General features: G+C 44.2%; 24 protein-coding genes. 13 read left to right on the top strand and 11 right to left on the bottom strand.

Features of this window, described 5'->3' with window-relative positions; genetic code table 11:
* Positions 1 to 6: 6 nt before the first annotated feature.
* From P0M28_RS09180 to P0M28_RS09160, 5 genes are all read right to left on the bottom strand, one after another.
* Positions 7 to 657: a hypothetical protein gene (locus P0M28_RS09180; protein ID WP_302209544.1), complete on the bottom strand. Its 651-nt coding sequence runs from the start codon at positions 655 to 657 to the stop codon at positions 7 to 9.
* A 298-nt stretch (positions 658 to 955) separates the two neighbouring features.
* The gene (locus P0M28_RS09175) at positions 956 to 1,750 is read right to left on the bottom strand and encodes a thymidylate synthase (protein WP_302209543.1); all 795 of its coding nucleotides are present in this window, start codon (positions 1,748 to 1,750) and stop codon (positions 956 to 958) included.
* A 332-nt stretch (positions 1,751 to 2,082) separates the two neighbouring features.
* The gene (locus tag P0M28_RS09170; protein WP_302209542.1) at positions 2,083 to 2,493 is read right to left on the bottom strand and encodes a SpoIIAA family protein; all 411 of its coding nucleotides are present in this window, start codon (positions 2,491 to 2,493) and stop codon (positions 2,083 to 2,085) included.
* Positions 2,494 to 2,689: 196 nt separating this feature from the next.
* The gene (locus P0M28_RS09165; protein ID WP_302209541.1) at positions 2,690 to 4,210 is read right to left on the bottom strand and encodes a GAF domain-containing protein; all 1,521 of its coding nucleotides are present in this window, start codon (positions 4,208 to 4,210) and stop codon (positions 2,690 to 2,692) included.
* Positions 4,211 to 4,350: 140 nt separating this feature from the next.
* Positions 4,351 to 5,568 (bottom strand): NADH-quinone oxidoreductase subunit D, encoded by a 1,218-nt coding sequence (locus P0M28_RS09160; RefSeq protein ID WP_302209540.1) that lies wholly within the window; start codon positions 5,566 to 5,568, stop codon positions 4,351 to 4,353.
* Between the two features lie 125 nt (positions 5,569 to 5,693).
* Between P0M28_RS09160 and P0M28_RS09155 the strand changes: the two genes are divergently transcribed.
* The 6 genes from P0M28_RS09155 to P0M28_RS09130 all read left to right on the top strand — a co-directional run bounded on the left by P0M28_RS09155 (position 5,694) and on the right by P0M28_RS09130 (position 9,916).
* Positions 5,694 to 6,167 (top strand): Xre family toxin-antitoxin system antitoxin, encoded by a 474-nt coding sequence (locus P0M28_RS09155; protein WP_302209539.1) that lies wholly within the window; start codon positions 5,694 to 5,696, stop codon positions 6,165 to 6,167.
* Positions 6,168 to 6,173: 6 nt separating this feature from the next.
* Positions 6,174 to 6,635 carry an RES family NAD+ phosphorylase gene (locus tag P0M28_RS09150; protein ID WP_302209537.1) on the top strand — a complete coding sequence of 154 codons (462 nt, stop codon included), beginning with the start codon at positions 6,174 to 6,176 and terminating at the stop codon, positions 6,633 to 6,635.
* Positions 6,636 to 6,713: 78 nt separating this feature from the next.
* Entirely contained in the window at positions 6,714 to 7,199 is a 486-nt protein-coding gene (ispF, locus tag P0M28_RS09145; RefSeq protein WP_302209535.1) for a 2-C-methyl-D-erythritol 2,4-cyclodiphosphate synthase, read from the top strand.
* Positions 7,200 to 7,397: 198 nt separating this feature from the next.
* Positions 7,398 to 8,504 (top strand): fatty acid desaturase family protein, encoded by a 1,107-nt coding sequence (locus P0M28_RS09140; protein WP_302209534.1) that lies wholly within the window; start codon positions 7,398 to 7,400, stop codon positions 8,502 to 8,504.
* Positions 8,505 to 8,588: 84 nt separating this feature from the next.
* Positions 8,589 to 9,407, top strand: a complete 819-nt coding sequence (locus P0M28_RS09135; protein WP_302209532.1) for a sugar phosphate isomerase/epimerase family protein — start codon at positions 8,589 to 8,591, stop codon at positions 9,405 to 9,407.
* 5 nt (positions 9,408 to 9,412) lie between these two features.
* Positions 9,413 to 9,916, top strand: a complete 504-nt coding sequence (locus tag P0M28_RS09130; RefSeq protein ID WP_302209530.1) for a methylated-DNA--[protein]-cysteine S-methyltransferase — start codon at positions 9,413 to 9,415, stop codon at positions 9,914 to 9,916.
* A gap of 31 nt (positions 9,917 to 9,947) precedes the next feature.
* Here P0M28_RS09130 and P0M28_RS09125 read toward each other — a convergent pair whose 3' ends face one another.
* From P0M28_RS09125 to P0M28_RS09110, 4 genes are all read right to left on the bottom strand, one after another.
* Positions 9,948 to 10,145, bottom strand: coding sequence for a type II toxin-antitoxin system RelE/ParE family toxin (locus tag P0M28_RS09125; RefSeq protein ID WP_302210872.1), 198 nt, complete (start codon positions 10,143 to 10,145; stop codon positions 9,948 to 9,950).
* Between the two features lie 80 nt (positions 10,146 to 10,225).
* On the bottom strand, positions 10,226 to 10,405 hold the full coding sequence (locus tag P0M28_RS09120; protein ID WP_302209529.1) for a hypothetical protein: 180 nt from the start codon (positions 10,403 to 10,405) through the stop codon (positions 10,226 to 10,228).
* 105 nt (positions 10,406 to 10,510) lie between these two features.
* Positions 10,511 to 10,777, bottom strand: a complete 267-nt coding sequence (locus P0M28_RS09115) for a hypothetical protein (RefSeq protein WP_302209528.1) — start codon at positions 10,775 to 10,777, stop codon at positions 10,511 to 10,513.
* Between the two features lie 138 nt (positions 10,778 to 10,915).
* Positions 10,916 to 11,425, bottom strand: coding sequence for a hypothetical protein (locus tag P0M28_RS09110; RefSeq protein WP_302209527.1), 510 nt, complete (start codon positions 11,423 to 11,425; stop codon positions 10,916 to 10,918).
* 601 nt (positions 11,426 to 12,026) lie between these two features.
* Between P0M28_RS09110 and P0M28_RS09105 the strand changes: the two genes are divergently transcribed.
* Positions 12,027 to 12,464: a DUF1572 family protein gene (locus P0M28_RS09105; protein ID WP_367281906.1), complete on the top strand. Its 438-nt coding sequence runs from the start codon at positions 12,027 to 12,029 to the stop codon at positions 12,462 to 12,464.
* 1 nt (position 12,465) lies between these two features.
* The gene (locus P0M28_RS31070) at positions 12,466 to 12,609 is read left to right on the top strand and encodes a hypothetical protein (protein WP_367281905.1); all 144 of its coding nucleotides are present in this window, start codon (positions 12,466 to 12,468) and stop codon (positions 12,607 to 12,609) included.
* A 7-nt stretch (positions 12,610 to 12,616) separates the two neighbouring features.
* Here the strand turns inward: P0M28_RS31070 and P0M28_RS09100 are convergent, their stop codons facing one another.
* Entirely contained in the window at positions 12,617 to 13,204 is a 588-nt protein-coding gene (locus tag P0M28_RS09100) for a Uma2 family endonuclease (RefSeq protein WP_302209525.1), read from the bottom strand.
* A 258-nt stretch (positions 13,205 to 13,462) separates the two neighbouring features.
* On the opposite strand from P0M28_RS09100, the gene P0M28_RS09095 reads away from it, so the two are divergent.
* From P0M28_RS09095 to P0M28_RS09085, 3 genes are read left to right on the top strand one after another with little or no spacing between them, the layout of a single operon-like run.
* A complete protein-coding gene (locus P0M28_RS09095) occupies positions 13,463 to 14,158 on the top strand; it encodes a hypothetical protein (protein WP_302209524.1) in 696 nt (231 codons plus the stop codon).
* Positions 14,159 to 14,168: 10 nt separating this feature from the next.
* Positions 14,169 to 15,275: a helix-turn-helix domain-containing protein gene (locus P0M28_RS09090; protein WP_302209523.1), complete on the top strand. Its 1,107-nt coding sequence runs from the start codon at positions 14,169 to 14,171 to the stop codon at positions 15,273 to 15,275.
* A 17-nt stretch (positions 15,276 to 15,292) separates the two neighbouring features.
* Positions 15,293 to 16,141 carry a DUF2911 domain-containing protein gene (locus tag P0M28_RS09085; RefSeq protein ID WP_302209522.1) on the top strand — a complete coding sequence of 283 codons (849 nt, stop codon included), beginning with the start codon at positions 15,293 to 15,295 and terminating at the stop codon, positions 16,139 to 16,141.
* A gap of 25 nt (positions 16,142 to 16,166) precedes the next feature.
* Here the strand turns inward: P0M28_RS09085 and P0M28_RS09080 are convergent, their stop codons facing one another.
* Positions 16,167 to 16,787 (bottom strand): hypothetical protein, encoded by a 621-nt coding sequence (locus P0M28_RS09080; protein WP_302209520.1) that lies wholly within the window; start codon positions 16,785 to 16,787, stop codon positions 16,167 to 16,169.
* A gap of 160 nt (positions 16,788 to 16,947) precedes the next feature.
* On the opposite strand from P0M28_RS09080, the gene P0M28_RS09075 reads away from it, so the two are divergent.
* Together P0M28_RS09075 and mnmH are read left to right on the top strand one after the other, a co-directional pair.
* The gene (locus P0M28_RS09075; RefSeq protein ID WP_302209519.1) at positions 16,948 to 18,270 is read left to right on the top strand and encodes a dicarboxylate/amino acid:cation symporter; all 1,323 of its coding nucleotides are present in this window, start codon (positions 16,948 to 16,950) and stop codon (positions 18,268 to 18,270) included.
* Between the two features lie 26 nt (positions 18,271 to 18,296).
* Positions 18,297 to 19,346, top strand: coding sequence for a tRNA 2-selenouridine(34) synthase MnmH (gene mnmH / locus P0M28_RS09070; protein ID WP_302209517.1), 1,050 nt, complete (start codon positions 18,297 to 18,299; stop codon positions 19,344 to 19,346).
* The last annotated feature ends 2 nt before the right edge of the window (positions 19,347 to 19,348 follow it).

The following is a 19,348-nucleotide window of genomic DNA, read 5'->3' as shown; positions in this document are numbered from 1 at the left end:
AACTAGCTACTCCTCACTCATTGATTCGCTTAGTAAAAAAGATTTTTCTGGCTGAGCCGTTAGCTGGTTGTACAAATGGATAACACGCATTTGCTCGTGAATGGCCTTTAGTTTCAGTTTGCACTGCTTTACGTAACTGGTTACCTCCTCTTGGTGTGAGGTCATCATCGGCATTACCTGCGATACAAAATCTTCTATTTCTACAAATTTGTCCCCTTGGTAAACGTAGTACGTATGTCGACAAACAGCATTGAGATACACATGGGGTGCCCGGTAATCTTCAGTTACCCGCGGACGACGCACGTATTTACTCTTTCTCAATATTGAAATCTTTCCATCAGAGAGCACCTCAAAAAAGGTTTTACGCTTATATCCTTCTTTCATAACATGATCTACTGCTACGTACTTGCGATGTCGGTACTTAATAGGATCGAATATCTCAAAATTAGTAATGTTTTCGGCGGTGTAGGTTCTTACCAGATCATCGGTTTTAACTTTAATGGCCTCAAACTTAAGATCGTAACTAATCTTGCCCTCCAGTATTACATTGTTATCTAGCGTTATTTTTCCGAAGCACCAAACCCCGTATTGAGGTAGGTCAGACGCTTGAACAATGTGGGTGATGATACTGAGGAGGAAAAGACTGATATATTTCATGGTGGTTCAACAATTAGACATTCGGCCTAACTGTATCAAACTTGACACCTATTCCACCACTTTAATCCTGAGTTTGTTATCGAACCTCAGACAGGTACTATTCGTTGAAAATCCCCACTACGAACCTACCAAGCGAGGAAGCAAAGGGACGAAAAAGTGCAATTTGTAGCACTATTTTTATTTTTCATTTTCTTAAAAAAATATAGATGGGCATTTACAGTTTACATTACTTATGTAACTAGCTATTCGTTTGGTAGGATAAATTATTAGAATGAAGGAGGGGTACGAAAACCTTGCACTAAATCGCTACTTCGGCTTTAATGTGAGGGTGCGGATCGTAATTAACTAGCTCAAAATCTTCGTAGCAAAATGCAAAAAGATCGGTCACTTCGGAGTTGATTTTCATGATGGGTAACGGACGAGGGTTCCGGCTAAGTTGTAGTCCGGCTTGCTCAAGATGGTTGGTATAAAGATGGGCATCGCCGAAGGTGTGAATAAACTCACCGGGCTTCAGATTGCAGACCTGAGCAACCATCATGGTCAGCAGAGCGTAGGAGGCAATATTAAAAGGAACCCCCAGAAAGACATCGGCACTACGCTGGTACAACTGACAGGAAAGCTTTCCCTCAGCTACGTAGAACTGAAACAAGGCATGACAGGGCGGTAGGGCCATTCGCTCTACATCGGCCACATTCCAGGCCGATACCATAATTCGGCGGGAGTTAGGGGTGTTTTTGATTTGGTGTAGTATCTGCTTAATCTGATCGATGGAGCGACCGTCGGGGGCAGGCCAGCTTCGCCACTGGTGGCCGTATACGGGACCCAGATCACCATTTTCATCTGCCCACTCATCCCAAATTCTTACTTTGTTTTCTTTTAAGTAGCCAATGTTGGTATCACCTTGCAAGAACCATAGCAGCTCATGAATAATTGAGCGCAGATGCAGTTTTTTAGTGGTAGTCACCGGAAAGCCTTCTTGCAGATCAAAGCGCATTTGGTGGCCGAATACACTCAATGTACCGGTTCCGGTGCGGTCTTCCTTCTTCACGCCATGATCCAAAATATGACGCATCAAATCAAGATACTGCTGCATAATAACTAGTTGATAGTGGATAATTGAAAACGGAAAGTTAATAATTGCAGGTGAATAGTAAATGCTCTCTTCGCTTAAATCAGATTTTACAGATTATCCAAGATACCTAGATTATAGCTATTTACATTATTGTAGCTTTCTAACTATCCATTGTCCATCGGCCGCCGCTGCGGTTTCAATTGCACTTGTAAAGATGGGCAACTTGCTAAGAATACACAAATCGGATAGGGCACATTTCAGATTGTCGTATAAAGATGCTCTTCTAAAAAGAAAAAAGCGAAGCTAGCTCTACACTAACTTCGCTTCTACAGTATCTGTAAATAAATAAAAGTTTATTCTGACTCCAACCAAGCTTTTGCCTCGGCCTCATCTTCAAAAATACGCATCTCAAAACCACTTGCCCGGGTTACCATTTCTTCTACCGACATAGCAGCGAAAATATCGGGAGATATTATATGGGCAAACTTCTGTAGTCCCGCACCAATAGCGCGCGGCATCCAGTCTTGCTGAACCCATTCAGTAACTTCATCCCACGAACCGACCAGTTCTCGATTGTCGTTAAGTATATGAGGGCAATGGTGTTGCTGTAGTTGCTCTAGTATTTTTTCAGCTCCATGTTTCACGTCTTCATTAGTGACATCACCAACCCAGCGGGCATAAACCCATTTACTAGCTTCATTGTACTCAATGTGCAGAAAATCGTTTCCTAATCCATTTTTTACTGAAATTGCTGTTGCTTCCATTTGTAAAATTAATTATGTGAATAAAAGTGGGGGGTATTGGTTAGTAATGTGGTGGCTAAGTATTTGTGCAATACAAAAATCAGATGGTTTATGCCTGTCTTAAAAGTCTGAAATGCAAGAGCAGTTAGCATTCTCGTCAATTGCATAGAGAGATTACTCAAACTTTACTAACTGTTCAAGAAATGAATGATATGAGTTATTTTTTGGCAGCTTCCAGTTGAGCCAATAACTCTTGTTCTCTTTCCTTAAACTTTTGCATCGCTTTTTCCATCATCTTTTTTCTGGACTTGATTTGTTCTTCGGTTCGCTGCTGTTCAACTCGTCGTACTTCCTCAGTTTCGCGCTGAGCTGCTTCTAGTTCTTTCAGCTTTTCTTTTAGTAAATTTTCGCTTTCTTCTAATTCAGTTCGTAGCCGCTCCGACTGTTCTTGGGTAGCCTGCATCTCCTCCATATTTTGCCGCATCTCTTCTTCCTGTGCTTGCATCTCTTCAGCCTGCTGTTGCGACTCTTCCAATAGTGCTTTTGTCTGAGTGCTTATCCGAGCATTACGTAGCGTAGCGGCAATGCTTTCGCCCAGTGTTTGCATAAACTCAATCTCATGTGGTTTAAACTCTTGCAGAGAAGCCAACTCCAGCACTCCTTCTACCTCCTCATTAATAATGAGAGGCATAATAAGTAAAGCTCTAGGGGTAGCCTTACCTAATCCGGAAGTAATGTTCACGTAGTTCTGAGGGATTTCAGTGAGGTAGCTGTATTCTTTTTCCAGGTAAGCCTGACCCAGTAATCCTTCGCCAATAGCCACCGTCTTTTTCTTAAATTTTTTACGTCCGTAAGCATAACAAGCTTGAAGGCGCAGATACTTCTCACTATCCTGCTCATCAACAATAAAAAGCCCCCCCTGATTGGCATTGATGTAGCGAATAATATGGCTAACAATTTTTTCGCTCATGCTTGGCAAATCATCATTCTCACGAAGAATACTTACCGTCTGAGTTAGCCCTTCAGTCACCCATTGTCGCTGTTTCTCTTCTTCTTGAGCTTCTTCTAACTGCTTCAAGCTTTCTTTGAGTTCTTGTTCTGACTGCTTAGCTGTTTCATTGGTCTCTTTCGCTTCAGTAAGCAATTGAGCAAATTTGTTTTCAGAGAAGAAATTTTGTTGTGCCAATATGAAAACACTGCCGAAAGTATACAAAATGCTAGTTAAGACAGCGATTACCCCTACGTATCCTTCTCGGATGATAGTTGCATCCACATTAGGTTCCCACCAATGTTGAGTGTACGGAAAGGAGAAAATGATTAGTAAAACAATAATAACCAAAGAGATCAAATATCTTTTTTCCCGTAGATCAAAGACTAGAAACACGGTAATAGAAAACCCAAGTTCTATCATGTATAGTCCGGTTACCGGTGGCTCACCTACTGAGGCCAATCCGACATTGTAGGCGGCAGCTAACATAAGCGGTAGCAGTGAAATAATAAGTCTTGCGGACGTAGTTTTATTCAAGGCGTTTAGGCCTACAACTCCGAGGGATATGATAACGCCTATGATAGGAACCAGAACTAGGGGCGGAAAATGAATTCCAGAAATAATTATGAATGGAACCGCTACTCCAAAGCTGATAATGAGTGCCACACTATTAGCAATCCGTATTTTCTTTTGTAGGTAAGAGGGCTGGTCATCTCGAATACCCGCATTGAGTACTTGGGCGAATGTCATGAATCTTATGGTTTAGACTGCACCATTGGTTATAAATACTTAACCAAAAGTATAATCTAAAAAAGACTCTTAATACTGAATTTGAGTGGCTAAGTTACATCTGGCATATTACGCTAGAAATAACACTAAAAAGCGTCGGGCTACCGATCTACTTCACCCAACACAATATCAATAGAACCGAGAATGGCTACCAGATCGGCAATCATGCCACCCCGGCTAAGTTCGGCTAAAATGGATAGGTTCACAAAGCAGGAGCTACGGGCTTTACATCGGAAGGGAATATCGCTACGCCCGTCGGCTCGGAAATAGAAGCCCAGTTCACCGCGAGGGTTTTCGGCTCGCACGTATAAATCTTGCTGTTTAGGACGGATTTTTTTAGGAACTACGGCTCGCGGATCGAATTCTCGAGTGCGTTTGTGGTCGCCCGTTAATTGGACTACACACTGCTCAATAATCCGTAGCGACTCGTAGCACTCGAGAACGCGAACGTAAGTACGATCCCAGCAATCACCTACGGCTCCCATTTTCCCTTCACCAATCGGAATATCAAATTCTAGTTCGGGGTATACTGAGTAACCGTCTACCCGTCGTAGGTCGTAGCGTAGTCCCGATGCCCGAAGCATCGGTCCAGAGATTCCGTAATTAATGGCTAAATCCAGTGGCAATACGCCCACATTGGCAGTACGTTCTACAAATATTTTGTTGTCTACGACCAACTGTTCTAGCTCACTTAACTTGGGTCGTAAGTAGGTAACAAATTCCTGGCAGCGTTCTTCAAAGCCAACGGGCAGATCGTAAAACAAGCCTCCAATCCAAATGTAGTTGTAGAGCATTCGTGATCCACAAACCCACTCCAACATTCGCTGGATATGTTCGCGGTCGCGCATCATCCACAGAAAAGGAGTGTACGCCCCAATATCCATAGCGTAAGTACCAATCGCTACAAAGTGCGAGGCTAAACGATTCAGCTCTGCCACCAGCACTCGAATGTATTCTACTCGCGTTGGAATCTGATCCTGGATACCTAGCATTCGTTCTACTCCCATCGCGTAAGCATGTTCAGAATTCATCGCTGCCAAATAATCCATCCGATCTACGTAGGGAATAATCTGATTATAGGGTAACGATTCAGTGTGTTTTTCAAAGCAGCGGTGCAAATAGCCCAAATGTGGTACCACATCGACAATGACCTCACCTTCTGTCACCACCTCTAACCGCAAAACCCCGTGGGTAGACGGATGCTGCGGCCCAATGTTGATCACCATCTGCTCGGAAGTTAAATCTTCTGCCTGATACTTGGTAGGCTCAGAGTTCTGTAGATGATCGGAATCGTACTGGTACTGAATGGTATCTGCCATAAAAGAAGTGAACAATGTGCAATTAACAGTGAACAATAGAAAATAGCAAAAGATGCGAGTGGCTATTGATAAGTGAGTTTAGCAAAAATTCCTCTTTAATTGGAAAAATTACTTATCTTAGTCATATGAAACAAATCCAGTCTAAACCTCCTAAAAGAAGTCGAAAATCTCGTGCAAGAAAAACAGCAACGCCAGCTACTCCGGGGGGTAAGGTAAGTTGGGGAGCTAGTCGGGAGGAAATTCTTCAGTTAGCCCGACAAGGGGTATCCAAACAGAAAGTCGGCACAGTAATGACTCAAACTCAAAGTAGTGTTGAGGAGCTAGCTACTGTGTTGGGAGTAACTGTGCGTACTGCCCGAAATTACCGTGCTCAGGAAGATTTGCTCAGCCCACAGCAAGCGGAAGCGTTATTGAAGTACCAAAAATTAGTTCAGCGAGGAGAAACGGTATTTGGTTCGGTAGAAATATTTAAGCGGTGGTTACATAAGCCGGCCTTTGGCTTAGATGGTGATAAACCCTTTGACTTACTCATCACCTCGGAAGGGTTGAATCTAGTGAGCGATGAAGTGGAGCGTATTGCCAATGGCGAGTTTGCCTAATGACGGATGGAAGTTTTCCGCATTGTAAAAGCTGAGTACGCCAACGAGCTTTTTGCTTCAGGACGTACCAATCGATGGAACTATACGGGCGAAAAAGTATTGTATACAGCAGCTTCCCGTTCGCTAGCGTGCCTGGAAAACTTGGTGCACGCCTCCGGTGAGATTCTTAGCGAGCAATTTACGATTATGGTTATTTACATTCCGGATGATTTGGCAGTTACCTCAGTGCGACCCAATGAGTTACCAAGTGATTGGTTTCAGCGAGCGCGACACCCTTCTTGCCAAGCAATCGGTAGCCAGTGGTTTCAAACTGAGAACACACCCATTTTGAAAGTGCCTTCCGCTATTATGCACCAAGAATTCAATTACGTGCTCAATACTCAGCATTCCGATTACAAAAAGATTCAACTAATTGACCAGCAATCATTCGCTTTTGATCCTCGTTTCAAACAAAATCAGTTTGAATAAGGCACTTTTTGTATCATTGTATTTATACTGATTCCTAACCCCTTTGTGTATTATTAATTATCCATTTTCAATTATTCTATGAACTTTAGAATTGGTTACGGCTACGATGTGCATCAATTGGAAGAAGGACAAGATTTTTGGCTGGGTGGCATTCGTCTGGAGCATACACATGGAGCAAAAGGCCACTCGGATGCTGATGTACTGATTCACGCTATCTGCGATGCCCTGCTGGGAGCAGCTAATCTGCGTGATATTGGTTTTCACTTTCCCGATACTGACCCCAAGTACAAAGGGGTTGATAGCAAAATTTTGCTGAAAGAAGTAATGCAACTACTGCGTAAGGAGGGCTACGAATTAGGCAATATTGACGCTACCGTCTGTTTGGAAGCTCCTAAAGTAAATCCTCACATTCCCGCTATGCGAGCTACTATGGCCGAAGTGATGGAGGTAGAAGAATCAACTATTTCTATTAAAGCCACTACCTCTGAGAAGATGGGTTTCGTGGGGCGAAAGGAGGGGGTTGCCACTCACGCAGTAGCGCTGATAGTGAAGAAAAGCAATTGATTAGCGAGAAATTTATTCTATTTTGCCAATCCCCTGAACATTCTCTTAAAACAATATGTAGTAGAGGGGAATCAAATTAGCGTGGCATACAGACACTAAGGATCATTGCCCACCAGATGGTGTTACCTCACTCCCTCTCGTTTGGCCCCATCTTTCTTGACTGAGCAGCGTATCATTTTCGCTCTTTAAACCAGTTGTATGAACTACCAAGCACGGTTTATCGATATTGATCGATCAGCCTTTTTTCCTACCTTACGCAAGCGCGTTAATCAGTATTTTAAAGATAAGGACATTTCCCACTACGGCAATCGGAAGATGGTGGCAAAAACCATTATTCTTTCAGCGATCTATTTTGGCGCTTATGCCGCCATACTCACTTTATCGGTTAACGCATGGTGGCTGCTGCCATTTGCTATTACTATGGGTGTGGCTATGGCGGGTATCGGCATGTCGGTTATGCACGATGCTTTACACGGTTCTTATTCCCGTAGTGCTACCGTTAATCGCTGGGTAGGCTATCTCACCTATTTTATTGGGGCTAACCCCGTAGTCTGGAAAATACAGCATAATGTACTACACCATACCTACACCAACATTCACGGGTTAGACGATGACATTCGGACGAAGCTGGTAATCCGGTTATCGAAGCACGCATCTTTGCGATCTATACATCGCTATCAATATATCTATGTATTCTTTCTGTACGGTTTCAATACCCTATTTTTTATCATCAGCGATCTGATTAAGTTATTATCTTACAATAAGGTCGGGATGGTAGAGCGACAGAAATCTAAGTTTTCCAGCGAACTTTGGAAGCTTATTTTTACGAAGGTTTTATACCTCTTTTTTACCGTAGCCCTTCCAATGCTGATTACTCCGCTACTCTGGTGGCAGGTAGTTATTGGAGTGTTAGCAATGCATTTTACCGCCGGGTATATTCTCACGCTCGTATTTCAACTGGCGCACATTGTAGAGGAAGTAGAGCAACCGCTGCCTAATAAAGAAGGTAATATTGAGAATGCTTGGGCCATTCACCAACTGGAGACAACGGCTAATTTTGCCCGCAATAACCGTTTGCTGAATTGGTACGTAGGGGGACTCAACTTTCAAGTAGAGCATCATTTATTTCCGAATATCTGCCATATTCACTACGAAGCTATTGCTCCCATTGTGCAGCAGACCGCTAAGGAGTTTCATTTACCTTACCATGAGAAGATTCGCTTCCGCGATGCGCTGGCCTCTCACGTCAAGATGATGAAGAGCTTGGGTGAAATCCCGGCGCACGCTTATTCTATCTCTGGCTAGCCAGAGAAAATCGGATGGAATACTGGAGTAAGTAATTTCCTTTTGTAATTTTAGTCGCTGTTTACCGACTAACCTATTTTCACTGTGAAAGACCTTTCCCAACTCTGCATCCATACGATTACTACCAAACCCTGGAGCATTGAAGAATCATCCGAACGCTTTGCCGAAACAGGCGTTAAGGGCATTACGGTATGGCGCGATGCGCTGGAAGGGCGTAACATGTCCCAGACGGGTAACCGCTTACGAAATCACGGACTAAATATTGTCTCGCTCTGCCGGGGTGGCTTCTTTCCCGCAGCTAGTGCTGAAAAGCGTCAGGCTGCTATTGATGACAACCGACGAGCCATTGATGAAGCCGCTGAGTTAGGTGCCCCGATGGTAGTGCTGGTTTGTGGTGCTGAACCCAATCAATCACTAACCACCTCTCGCCAGCAAATTCAGGAGGGGATTGAAGCTATTCTGCCCCACGCCGAAGCTAATCAGGTGCAAGTGACTATTGAACCGCTGCACCCTATGTACGCCGACACCCGTTCGGCAGTGAATACGCTGGGGCAAGCTAACGATATGGCGGAAGCCATTGATTCTCCCTGGGTAGGTATTGCTGCTGACGTTTATCACCTCTGGTGGGACGATAATTTACAATCGGAAATTATGCGCTGCGGGCGCAACGGTAACCTTTCTGCCTTTCACGTATGCGACTGGCGGGTACCCACCGAAGATTTTCTATTAGATCGGGGACTGATGGGCGAGGGCTGTATTGATGTTCCGCAAATTCGGAAGTGGGTAGAAGAAGCGGGGTTTGAGGGAATGATTGAAGTAGAGATTTTTTCTAACCGCTACTGGAGTATGGATCAGGCGGAATTTCTCAACCAGATTATTGAAGCTTACTGTAAGCATGTGTAGATGCTATGCGTACCTTCACCATTGTGCATCCTTCACCACTGGGTGACCTGTTAATTAGCGGAAATGATTCTTTCATTTCCGGGGTGCGCTACGCGGATTTGCATCAGGAACTAGAAAAAAAAGCGGTGAGCACTAATAATGCCCCGGCCTTACTACGCCGTTGTGCTACGCATCTGGACGAATACTTTGCCGGATGGCGCCGAACGTTCGGATTACAATTCCAGCAGGAAGGTACTCTCTTCCAGCAAACCGTCTGGCAGGGGCTACTAAAGATTCCATTCGGTCAGACGAATACCTATGCTGACTTGGCCCGACAGATCGGTAATGCTAAAAGCAGCCGAGCGGTAGGTTTAGCCAATGGTAAAAACCAAATTGCGATTATTGTGCCCTGCCACCGCATTATCGGGACGAGCGGTAACCTAACGGGCTACAACGGCGGCATGTGGCGTAAAAAGTGGTTGTTAGATCATGAAAAGCGTATCGCCCACGGGGTACTGAGCTTGTTTTAGGATTGATGCTAAAGTTTATAATTGTTCTTACTCAAATATCTCCTAGTGGTTGGGATGAGTGATGCACCATCAGTACGTCTATTCTATCTTCACTACTGATTTCATAAATGATTCGGTAGTTCCCCTCTATTAGCTCCCGGATATTCTCATCATTCTTCTCAGGCACTATTCTGCCAACTCTGGGCATATTCTTCAAAATATTGACCTTACTAAAAAGCTTAGATACGATAGATGAAGCGTATTTGTCTGAATATCAGTTGCTATAATCTGCTATGTTAGTCAAATCGTCAATGGCTCGCTCTGCCCATATCACTTTAACCATTTTTCCAGTTTCTTTTTAGCTTCCTCTTCAGTATAAAACTGTCCGGCCTGTATTTGCTGCTGACCCTCTTCTATTTTCTGTAAGATCAGTAGCCTTTCCATTAACTCATCTACCGAAAATTCGTCGGGCATGTCTTGAATAGTTTCCAATAGTTGGGTTTTCTTCATCACTACCATGTTGATTTAGTATAATATACAAAATATTGACACATACTGTTGAGAAAATAAGTTCAATGAATTTTTTGATACTTACTTCACTAGCGTGATAGTCCTTTATCTTTTAAGAATTTTAGCCGTATCAATCGCTACGATAATTAGGTAGATGATGAACAGTAAACTCGCTACGGGCATAGTGAAAAAAGACAGCCACGGCAGTGCGCCCCAGTAGCAGTTTCCCTCATGGCAAGGCTCTCCCGATGTGTACTCCACAATACTGGCTCCAATCATACCAATTAGGAAGGGGCTTATACCAATGATAAAGATCAGTAACAGCCCCAGAGGAAATCTAATGAAATAGTCTTTTTTACTTCTGATAATCAATTTGCTTGGTTTTCTTAGATTTCATTTACACTGCTGGTATATTCTGTGACTCTCTGATTCGCAATTTGAGTGTTTGTAAAAGGCCGATGTAGGCTTTAGCCATAGGGGAGGGGGCAGGCTTGCATTCTGTCAGCAGCTTTATTCTTCCTTCTTTTCAAGTGTTAGTTTGTAGTTTAGGCCGTTTTTTAAATCAATCTTATCAATGAAAGTCAATTGACTTGTCGTATTTGAAACAAAAAGGTGATAAGTGTCTATAGGCAAATCAGAAAATTCAAATTTGCCACTCTCATCTATTGGTCTCTGTATGCTTTCACTTTCACTTCTCAAAATCATTACAGTGTCATTCTTATCTTTTGATCCAACTATCATGCCCTGTAAATTAGTTTTGTGAGAAATGGCAACTCCATCACCGCTTAAATCTTTAATAGAATATAAGTGATGATTCGTGAACACCTTATCTATTTCAGCTTCTAGTTCTAGGTACTCATCACTTTTATATTCACCTATTATATTTCCGTCCTTATCATATCTTATTGAATAATAAGAGGTGGAATCAATTTCTGGTGTTTCATCTACATATATTACTGTTTCTTGGCTTCTAAGATTACAGCCAAATATAGCACTGAAGATAAATATATAACGGATCATATTTTTTACTTTTTACTGTTACTGCCAACATGGAGATAGCTCACCATAGTGTTTATCTTTTATATAATCGTAAAATACACCAAAGCCTACCTTCAAACTCAGCATTTTAGGCATAAAAGCTACATGATACTTCTAGAGGTTTGTACCATTTTGCCTTTCCGGTGAGAAAAACCGATAATTAGCAGTGTAGCAGAACGGTTATTCGGGCAGAGGCAAGCGTAAAACGGCAGTGCGGAACATTTAAATCGGGTAAAAAGTGGGCAAAGTAGTGCTACTTAAAGGTCACGTGAACTAGCGCGATCGTACATCACTGCTCCGGAGAAGTTGCGTTACGTAGCGTAGGGGTAAATCTATCCTTCTTAATGATTGTGGAATCTGGCGCAAATACTCTGATCTACAAATGCCCTTCTGGGGACGAATGTTTCGCGTGGGGGGTAGTACTAAGTATTTTCTTGAATCACCAAATACTTTTCAGTTTAGGGCGGTCGTGTACCAAAATGAAAGAAGAGAACGTAAATTCAGTAGGGCGAATTACTGCCCATACCTATGCTACGCGCTTGAAACTCGCAGCAAGTCCACGTAAAACTTAAAAAACAGAGGAATGATAGAAAACTACTTAGAAAGTGTGAAAAAGCAATTTGCTTACTATCGCTCGCTGGGTGATAAGACCTTCGCTCAGCTAAGCGAGCCGGAGCTGTTTTGGGAATATAGTTCAGATAATAACTCTATCGCTATTATCGTCAATCACCTGTCAGGCAATATGCTTTCTCGCTGGACTGACTTTCTCACTACCGACGGTGAAAAAGAATGGCGTAAGCGCGACGAAGAGTTTGAAGATCGGATCAAAACCAAAGAAGAACTACTCAGCAAGTGGAATGAAGGCTGGGACTGTCTCTTTCAGGCGTTGGATTCGGTAAATGCTGATAACTTTGACGAGGTAGTTTATATTCGTAATATGGGGCATACGGTGGTAGAAGCTATCAATCGGCAATTAGCCCATTACGCTTACCACGTTGGGCCAAATCACGTATTTGGGTAAGATGATTAAAGGTAAACAATGGCAAAGTTTATCAGTTCCGAAGGGTGATTCTAAAGGGTATAATGCGACTAAATTTGCCCAACCTAAACGACGAGCGCACTTCACGGATGAGTTTTTAAACGATGAGAAACAGGTTGGAAGTTAGCTTTCCTTTACAAACCTTCGGTTTCCTGGTAAATCTCAGCGAGGGGGATAGTGACATTCATAGAATGAAGCGTAACGGAAGCTTCTTCTCCCTCAAACCAGTTCATCTTCCACTCTTCCTGGGCAGTACTCCGGTAGCGAGTTTCTACCTTCCAGATATTTTGTTCTATCAGTACATACTCACGCAACGATGGTAGTTCGCTATAGTAGTGAAACTTATTACCTCCCGCCGTGGATACGGGGTCGTAGTTAGCGGTGCTTTCTGATAATACTTCTACTAGTAGAATGGGGTTAGTTAGCGCATTGCGATCGTGCTTTGATACTTGATAAGGTTGGCAAATCACGGATGCATCCGGGTACAGCGATTTATTAATGGACTCGATATAAAATTTCAAATCGCTACTTCCTACTCGGCACCTTTTTTTCAAATGATTCCCAAGCAGTCTAATAATGTTTCCCGCAATAATACCGTGTCTGGGCGAGCCTCCCGCCATTGCAAATACTTCTCCATTATGGTATTCGTAGCGTATACTGGTTTCTTCTTCTAGTTGATTGTATTCTTCTAATGATAGAAGTTTCGTTGCAGTGCGTTCCATTGGCAATAGTTTCTTGTTACTCTAAGGTAGGAAGTATAGACAAGGGATACAAAAATACATATACACGACGGATGCAAGCCTACGGTATAAAAACTACTAACCTCTTATCCTATTATCTACGTAGTCCGATCAATCGCTTTAACATACAAAAAGTTGTACGCATACTGTATTCGTATCTGTTGGGGGAGATCATTGCTTTTTCAGCGTACATGTTGTCTCTACATTTGTACCAATCATTCATTATTTAACATAACACATATGCAGTATCTTATCAGTGGAATAGTCAGCTTTTTATTTTCCTTTATCACCTGGTCATTGTTAGCGCAGTCTTCGGCAAGCACCTATCATCTCGAGGCCGGAGAGGTATTGGATATTCTCTTGCTATCTCAAAATCCTGGGTCAGACTCTCTGTTCAAGAATTACGGACAAACTGCGTTCCCAGTAGCTGCGCGCATGAGCTACGAGAGTCTGCCCGGGTTTAAAGTGAAAGAACTTACCCAAGGAAACTACCAACCGGGTTCTATGATTTTGGGTAAATGGCAGAACCTTGAAAAGCGGGAACAGTTTCTGCACGAAATTGAGAAGGAAGTACCTGATTTTCACGCCCAACGCCGAGCTATTTGGCCTACCTTCCACCTTACTTACTACGAAGTGCCTAGCACGCTTGACTTTACTATTGATAGGAAGGACTTCAATGTGGTTACATCGCTTTGGCAGAAAGAAGAGGGTGCTTTTCAAGAGTACCAACAGCAGTGGTTGCAGCAAGTGGAGCAAGCGGGAGGGAAAGTGGTACTGTCGCTGAAGGACGGAACTTCCCCCTTCGGCTACTACTATCAGCCCGATCTTATGACCGTAGTTACCTGGGATGATCGGGAAGCTTACGAAACTTTTGTAGAGGCTACGCAGAAATTTGATCGCCGAGGGGTTTTGCACCTCAACGCTTTTGCACTATAGTGATTCTCAAATGCAGGCTCTGTTAAATCAATTGGTGTACCTAAGCTTCTTTCAGGCTTTACTGTTGCTGGCAGTATACGGATTATCGCCTACGCAACGCAAGCGGATAAACGGCTACATCTTGGTTTTTATAGCCTTGTTGGCCGTAGGCCTGCTAGGGCGAGTGCTGTATTTAACGGGGCTAGTTGCCGATAACTATCGTTGGGTAATTTTCTCAGAGTTTGCTACCCTACTGTTTGGGCCTACCATTTATCTATTCACCCAATCGGCTCTGCTCAAGCGTCCTGCTAGTTATCACCATGGGTGGCATTATCTTCCGGCGGTGCTGTTTAACGTAGGGGTTGTTTTTACTTTTATGCTACCCAGCGACGAAACTCTACAGATGAGAGCCGCTTCGGGGGAGCAGTTTCGCAATATTGTGCTCTTTGTCGGGGTTGGATTAGTCTTCAACCTAACCTACTGGGTAATGAGTGTACGAAGCTTTCAGCAGTTTCGGCGTACTCTTTCTAGTGAGATGAGCTATATGATCAAAACCAAGTTTTTCCTCCTCTTCTTACTGGCGATTGGCGGTTGTATGCTAACCTGGCTGGTGCTATACGTAGGCGGGATATTCGGGTTACCGATGTTTAACCGCGTAGTGTGGCAAGTAATCTGGATCAGCATTGCTCTATTAATCCTGTTTATTGCGGTTTATGCGTTGCAAGCACCGGAGCTATTTACGGTAGTGCCTCCGGTAGAGTCGCCGAAGTACGCTCAATCCAAGTTTTCTGCTACCGAGTTAGATGCACTGAAAGATCGCCTGGAGCAACTTATGGCAGCAAAGAAACCCTATCTCAATCGTAAACTGCTCAAGTCAGAACTTGCGAACCTACTGGGGGTGAGTAGTCCCGAGTTAGCCCGCCTACTTAATGAGCGCATTGGCATGAACTTTTTCGAGTACGTCAATTACTACCGTATTAAGGAATTTATCGAGCTGGCCAAAACGGACCGAGCCCAGGAGCTTACCTTCTTCGGATTGGCCCAGGAGGCAGGTTTCAACTCTAAAACCACCTTTAATAAAGCGTTTAAGAAGATTGTCGGTCGTTCGCCGAGCGAATACTTCCGGGGCGTATCTTAAGCTTAACTCACTGAATTATGTTAAAAGAACTGTTCTCACTTATTCTTTCTATTCTACTGTGCCTGATGAATGCTCAGGCTCAAGTGGTAGCTCCCGCTATGAGTCCAACCGCAACCGTACATCAACAGATTGGCTTCACTGATTTGGAGGTCATCTATTCCCGACCAAGCGCGCGTAACCGCACTATCTTCGGCGAGGAAGGGGTAGTTCGTTTTGCTGAGCTATGGCGTACCGGAGCGAATGCGACCACCAAACTAACGGTTTCTGAAGACATAACTTTGACTGATGTTTTAGTTTCTAAAGGCGAGTACGCCGTTCTTAGTCGCATTGAGCCTCAGCAGTGGACGTTGCTTCTCTACCCCTACGCAAGCCGCAACTGGCAAAGTTATACCGATGCTACCCCGGCAGTAACCGTAACTGCACCCCTCGTTGAGCTACCGTATTTTACCGAAACCTTTACCATTGGCGTAGAGGATATTCAATTGGATAAAGCTTCATTGGTACTACGGTGGGCTAAAACCGAAACCCGCTTTTCGGTACAGACTGAGGTACATCAACGGATGATGGCAACCATTGACCGAGCGATGGCTGGCCCCAGCCGTAACGACTACTTTCAGGCAGCTCTTTATTTACACGAAGCCCAGACTGATCTTGAGCGTGCTCTAACTTATATTCAGGAAGTAACCGAACACGATGATGCTCAATTCTTTCAGGTGTACCGCGAAGCATTGATTCTGGCTGATCTGAATCAGAATGCAGAAGCAATAGAAGCAGCTAAACGTTCAAAGAGGCTATCAAAAGTAGCAGGCAATACTGATCTCGTACGCTTAAATGAGCAGCTCATTCAACGTCTGAATAAAAACTAATCACACAGGCCACGCTACGCATTCATCAATCGCAACCGCAGGAATCCGCTAGCTTCTTTACTCCTTTATCTACTACGGTTTTGGTCAGGTTAGCCGGAGCGAAAAAGCTAGTTGCGCCATCTTCGCCCTGATAGTTGTACTGATTAGCCTTCGTGCGGGTTTGAAGGCTGAGAACGGTACGGTGCGTAGCTAAGTCGTACAGCAGAAACTGAACCCGCGAGTAATTTTCATGGATGTCATCTTGGTATCCGTTGGCATAGCGCGTAGCGATGCTTACGGGTGGTCGACTACTAGACTCGTCTAGGAACTTTCCAATCAGCAGATAACGGGCCTGGGTCGCCTGCCGGATACGAACCATCATCGGAATATCCACTTCCCAAATCGGATTAACATTCAGCATATTGCGGTAAAAAAAGTTATGCACCGTATCGGGTGGTACAATTTCTACATCGGGGCACTGATGGAATGCGCCAAGCAGTTGCTCGGTGGCGTAGGTCGATAGGGTAGAGCGGCTCTGAAACTGGGCGATAACTAATCGTTCCCCCACCTGAAAATCAAAACCATAGCGAGGGACTAACTGATGTTTAGTACTCGTACAGGCTGTAGCAGTCAGTAGTACTAGAATAAAACCAAAGGTTGTTCTCATAAAAATAGTTATAACCAAATATCGTATCAGTAAATAGTCAATAACGAACTGTTTAGGTAGTCAACTTTGGGTGTTCTTATTTTCCCCATTAGTATTTACTCTGAGGATTTTGCATTTTTACGGTCGCTTCCTTCAAAAGCAGATAGATTGAACTACACACATGAAAAAACTACCGCTTCACACCCAAATCATTATCGGCTTGGTGCTAGGATTATTGTTTGGACTCGCCAGTATCCAGTTCGGTTGGGATCCTACTTTTACCGCCAAATATATTAAGCCCTTTGGAACAATCTTCGTCAATTCTTTAAAAATGATTGCGGTGCCGCTGGTGCTGGCTTCCCTGATTGTGGGAATTGCTAACCTGGGCGATGTATCCAAACTGTCCCGTATGGGTGGAAAAACCATCTTGACCTATCTGGCTACTACTACCATTGCCATTACCATTGGGTTAATTTTAGTCAATATTGTGCAGCCAGGTAAAAAGCTCCCGGAATCTACCCGCGAAAACCTAATGGCACTATACAGCGGTGATGTGGAAACCCGGCAAGGAGATGCTCAGGATGTGCGCGATGCGGGACCGCTGCAACCGCTGGTCGATATTGTACCTCAAAACGTATTTGAGGCATTTTCCGACAACAGAGCGATGCTAAAAGTAGTATTCGTCGCTCTGATAATTGGCATTGCGCTGCTGCAAATACCTCGTGATAAAGGGCAACCAGTTATCGCCTTTTTTGATGGGTTGAACGATGTGATTATCAAAATCGTAGAGTTCATTATGCTGCTGGCTCCCTACGGCGTATTTGCCCTGATCGCCGCCCTGATTGTGGAGATTGGCGGAGAAAATCCTAATGAAGCATTTACGCTACTCTACGCCCTGCTGTGGTATACCATGACCGTTATTCTTGGATTACTTATTATGGTGGCAGTAGTCTACCCGGCAATTTTTAAAATGTTTGTGAAAGTAAAGTATAAAAAGTTTTTCCGGGCGATGCGTCCCGCTCAGCTACTAGCGTTCAGTACCAGCTCTAGCGCGGCCACTTTGCCCGTCACCATGGAAGTGGTGCAGAACGACCTAAAGGTTTCCGAGGAGGTATCTAGCTTTGTATTACCACTAGGCGCAACCATCAACATGGACGGTACCAGTTTGTACCAGGGCGTAGCGGCCGTGTTCATTGCTCAGGCCCTTGGACTAGGCCTATCACTCACTAGTCAGCTAATGATTGTACTGACTGCCACGCTGGCTTCCATTGGAACCGCTGCCGTACCCGGAGCAGGAGTGGTAATGCTGGTAATTGTGCTGGAAGCCATCGGTGTGCCCGCTGCTGGACTGGCTTTAATTTTAGCCCCCGACCGAATTATTGATATGTGCCGTACGGTGGTGAATGTAACCGGCGATGCTTCAGTATCAATGGTGGTAGCCGGAACCGAAGGCGGCTTGCCTGATGAGCAAATCCGAGAAACGGTAATTAATTCATCTAACTAATACTGGCTGATAGTGGTTAATCCAGTATGGCTTCACTTTCTGTACATGAATTTCTCAACCGAGGTGAACAATTGCCTATACTGGATGTCCGATCTCCTGCCGAATACGAGGCAGGCCATATTTACAAAGCGCATAATTTACCACTGTTTTCTAACGAAGAACGGGCGCAGGTAGGTACTGCGTACAAACAAATCAGCCGTTACGAAGCACTGCTGCAAGGCTTGGATATTGTTGGCCCGAAGATGCGTAATTTGGTAGAAACCGCTAGTGAATTGGCCGTAGACGGACAAGTGCTGGTACATTGCTGGCGGGGTGGGATGCGGAGCGAAAGCGTAGCCTGGCTACTCACTACTGCCGGGTTACAAGCTCATACGCTGGCCGATGGTTATAAAGCCTACCGTCGGGCCGTACTGGAAATCTACCAAAATCCACTACCAATTCTGATTGTAGGCGGAACTACCGGAAGCGGTAAAACCGAAATACTTCAGGAACTGGCGGAGCAAGGCGAACAAATTATTGACTTAGAGAAATTAGCTAATCATCGAGGCTCGGCCTTTGGGGGAATTGGGCAAAGCTCCCAGCCAACTTCGGAGCAATTCCAGAACAGTTTGTTTGCTGCTTGGCGTTCGCTCGATCTATCACGTACTATTTGGGTAGAAGATGAATCCTTTAGCATTGGCGGAGCGCAACTTCCGCACGAGTTTTGGGAACATATGAAACAAGCTCCGGTGGTGGTGGTTGAAGTTCCTCGTTCACTTCGGGTGCAACGTCTGGTACGGGATTATGGTCATCTTGACCCAACAAAGCTCGCTCGGGCCATTCATACTATTGAACGACGATTGGGTGGATTACGAACCCAGCAAGCATTACAAGCTTTGGAAGAAAAACGATTAGCTGATGTGGCTGATCTGCTACTGGAGTACTACGACCGTAGTTATCAGCGTAATCTGAACCGTAAAACGGAGTCTCTACGCTACACGTTGGACTGCCCAACTGATGACCCAGCGACAAATGCCCAACTGATTCGGAAATTTGCCGCTAATAAAAACCTTCACCCTAACTTAACTTCTATCTGATT

The organism is Tunicatimonas pelagia (genome assembly GCF_030506325.1).
In the GTDB taxonomy this organism is placed as follows: domain Bacteria; phylum Bacteroidota; class Bacteroidia; order Cytophagales; family Cyclobacteriaceae; genus Tunicatimonas; species Tunicatimonas pelagia.
Note: the sequence above shows the minus strand (reverse complement) of the source record. Positions and strands in the feature narration are given on the sequence as shown.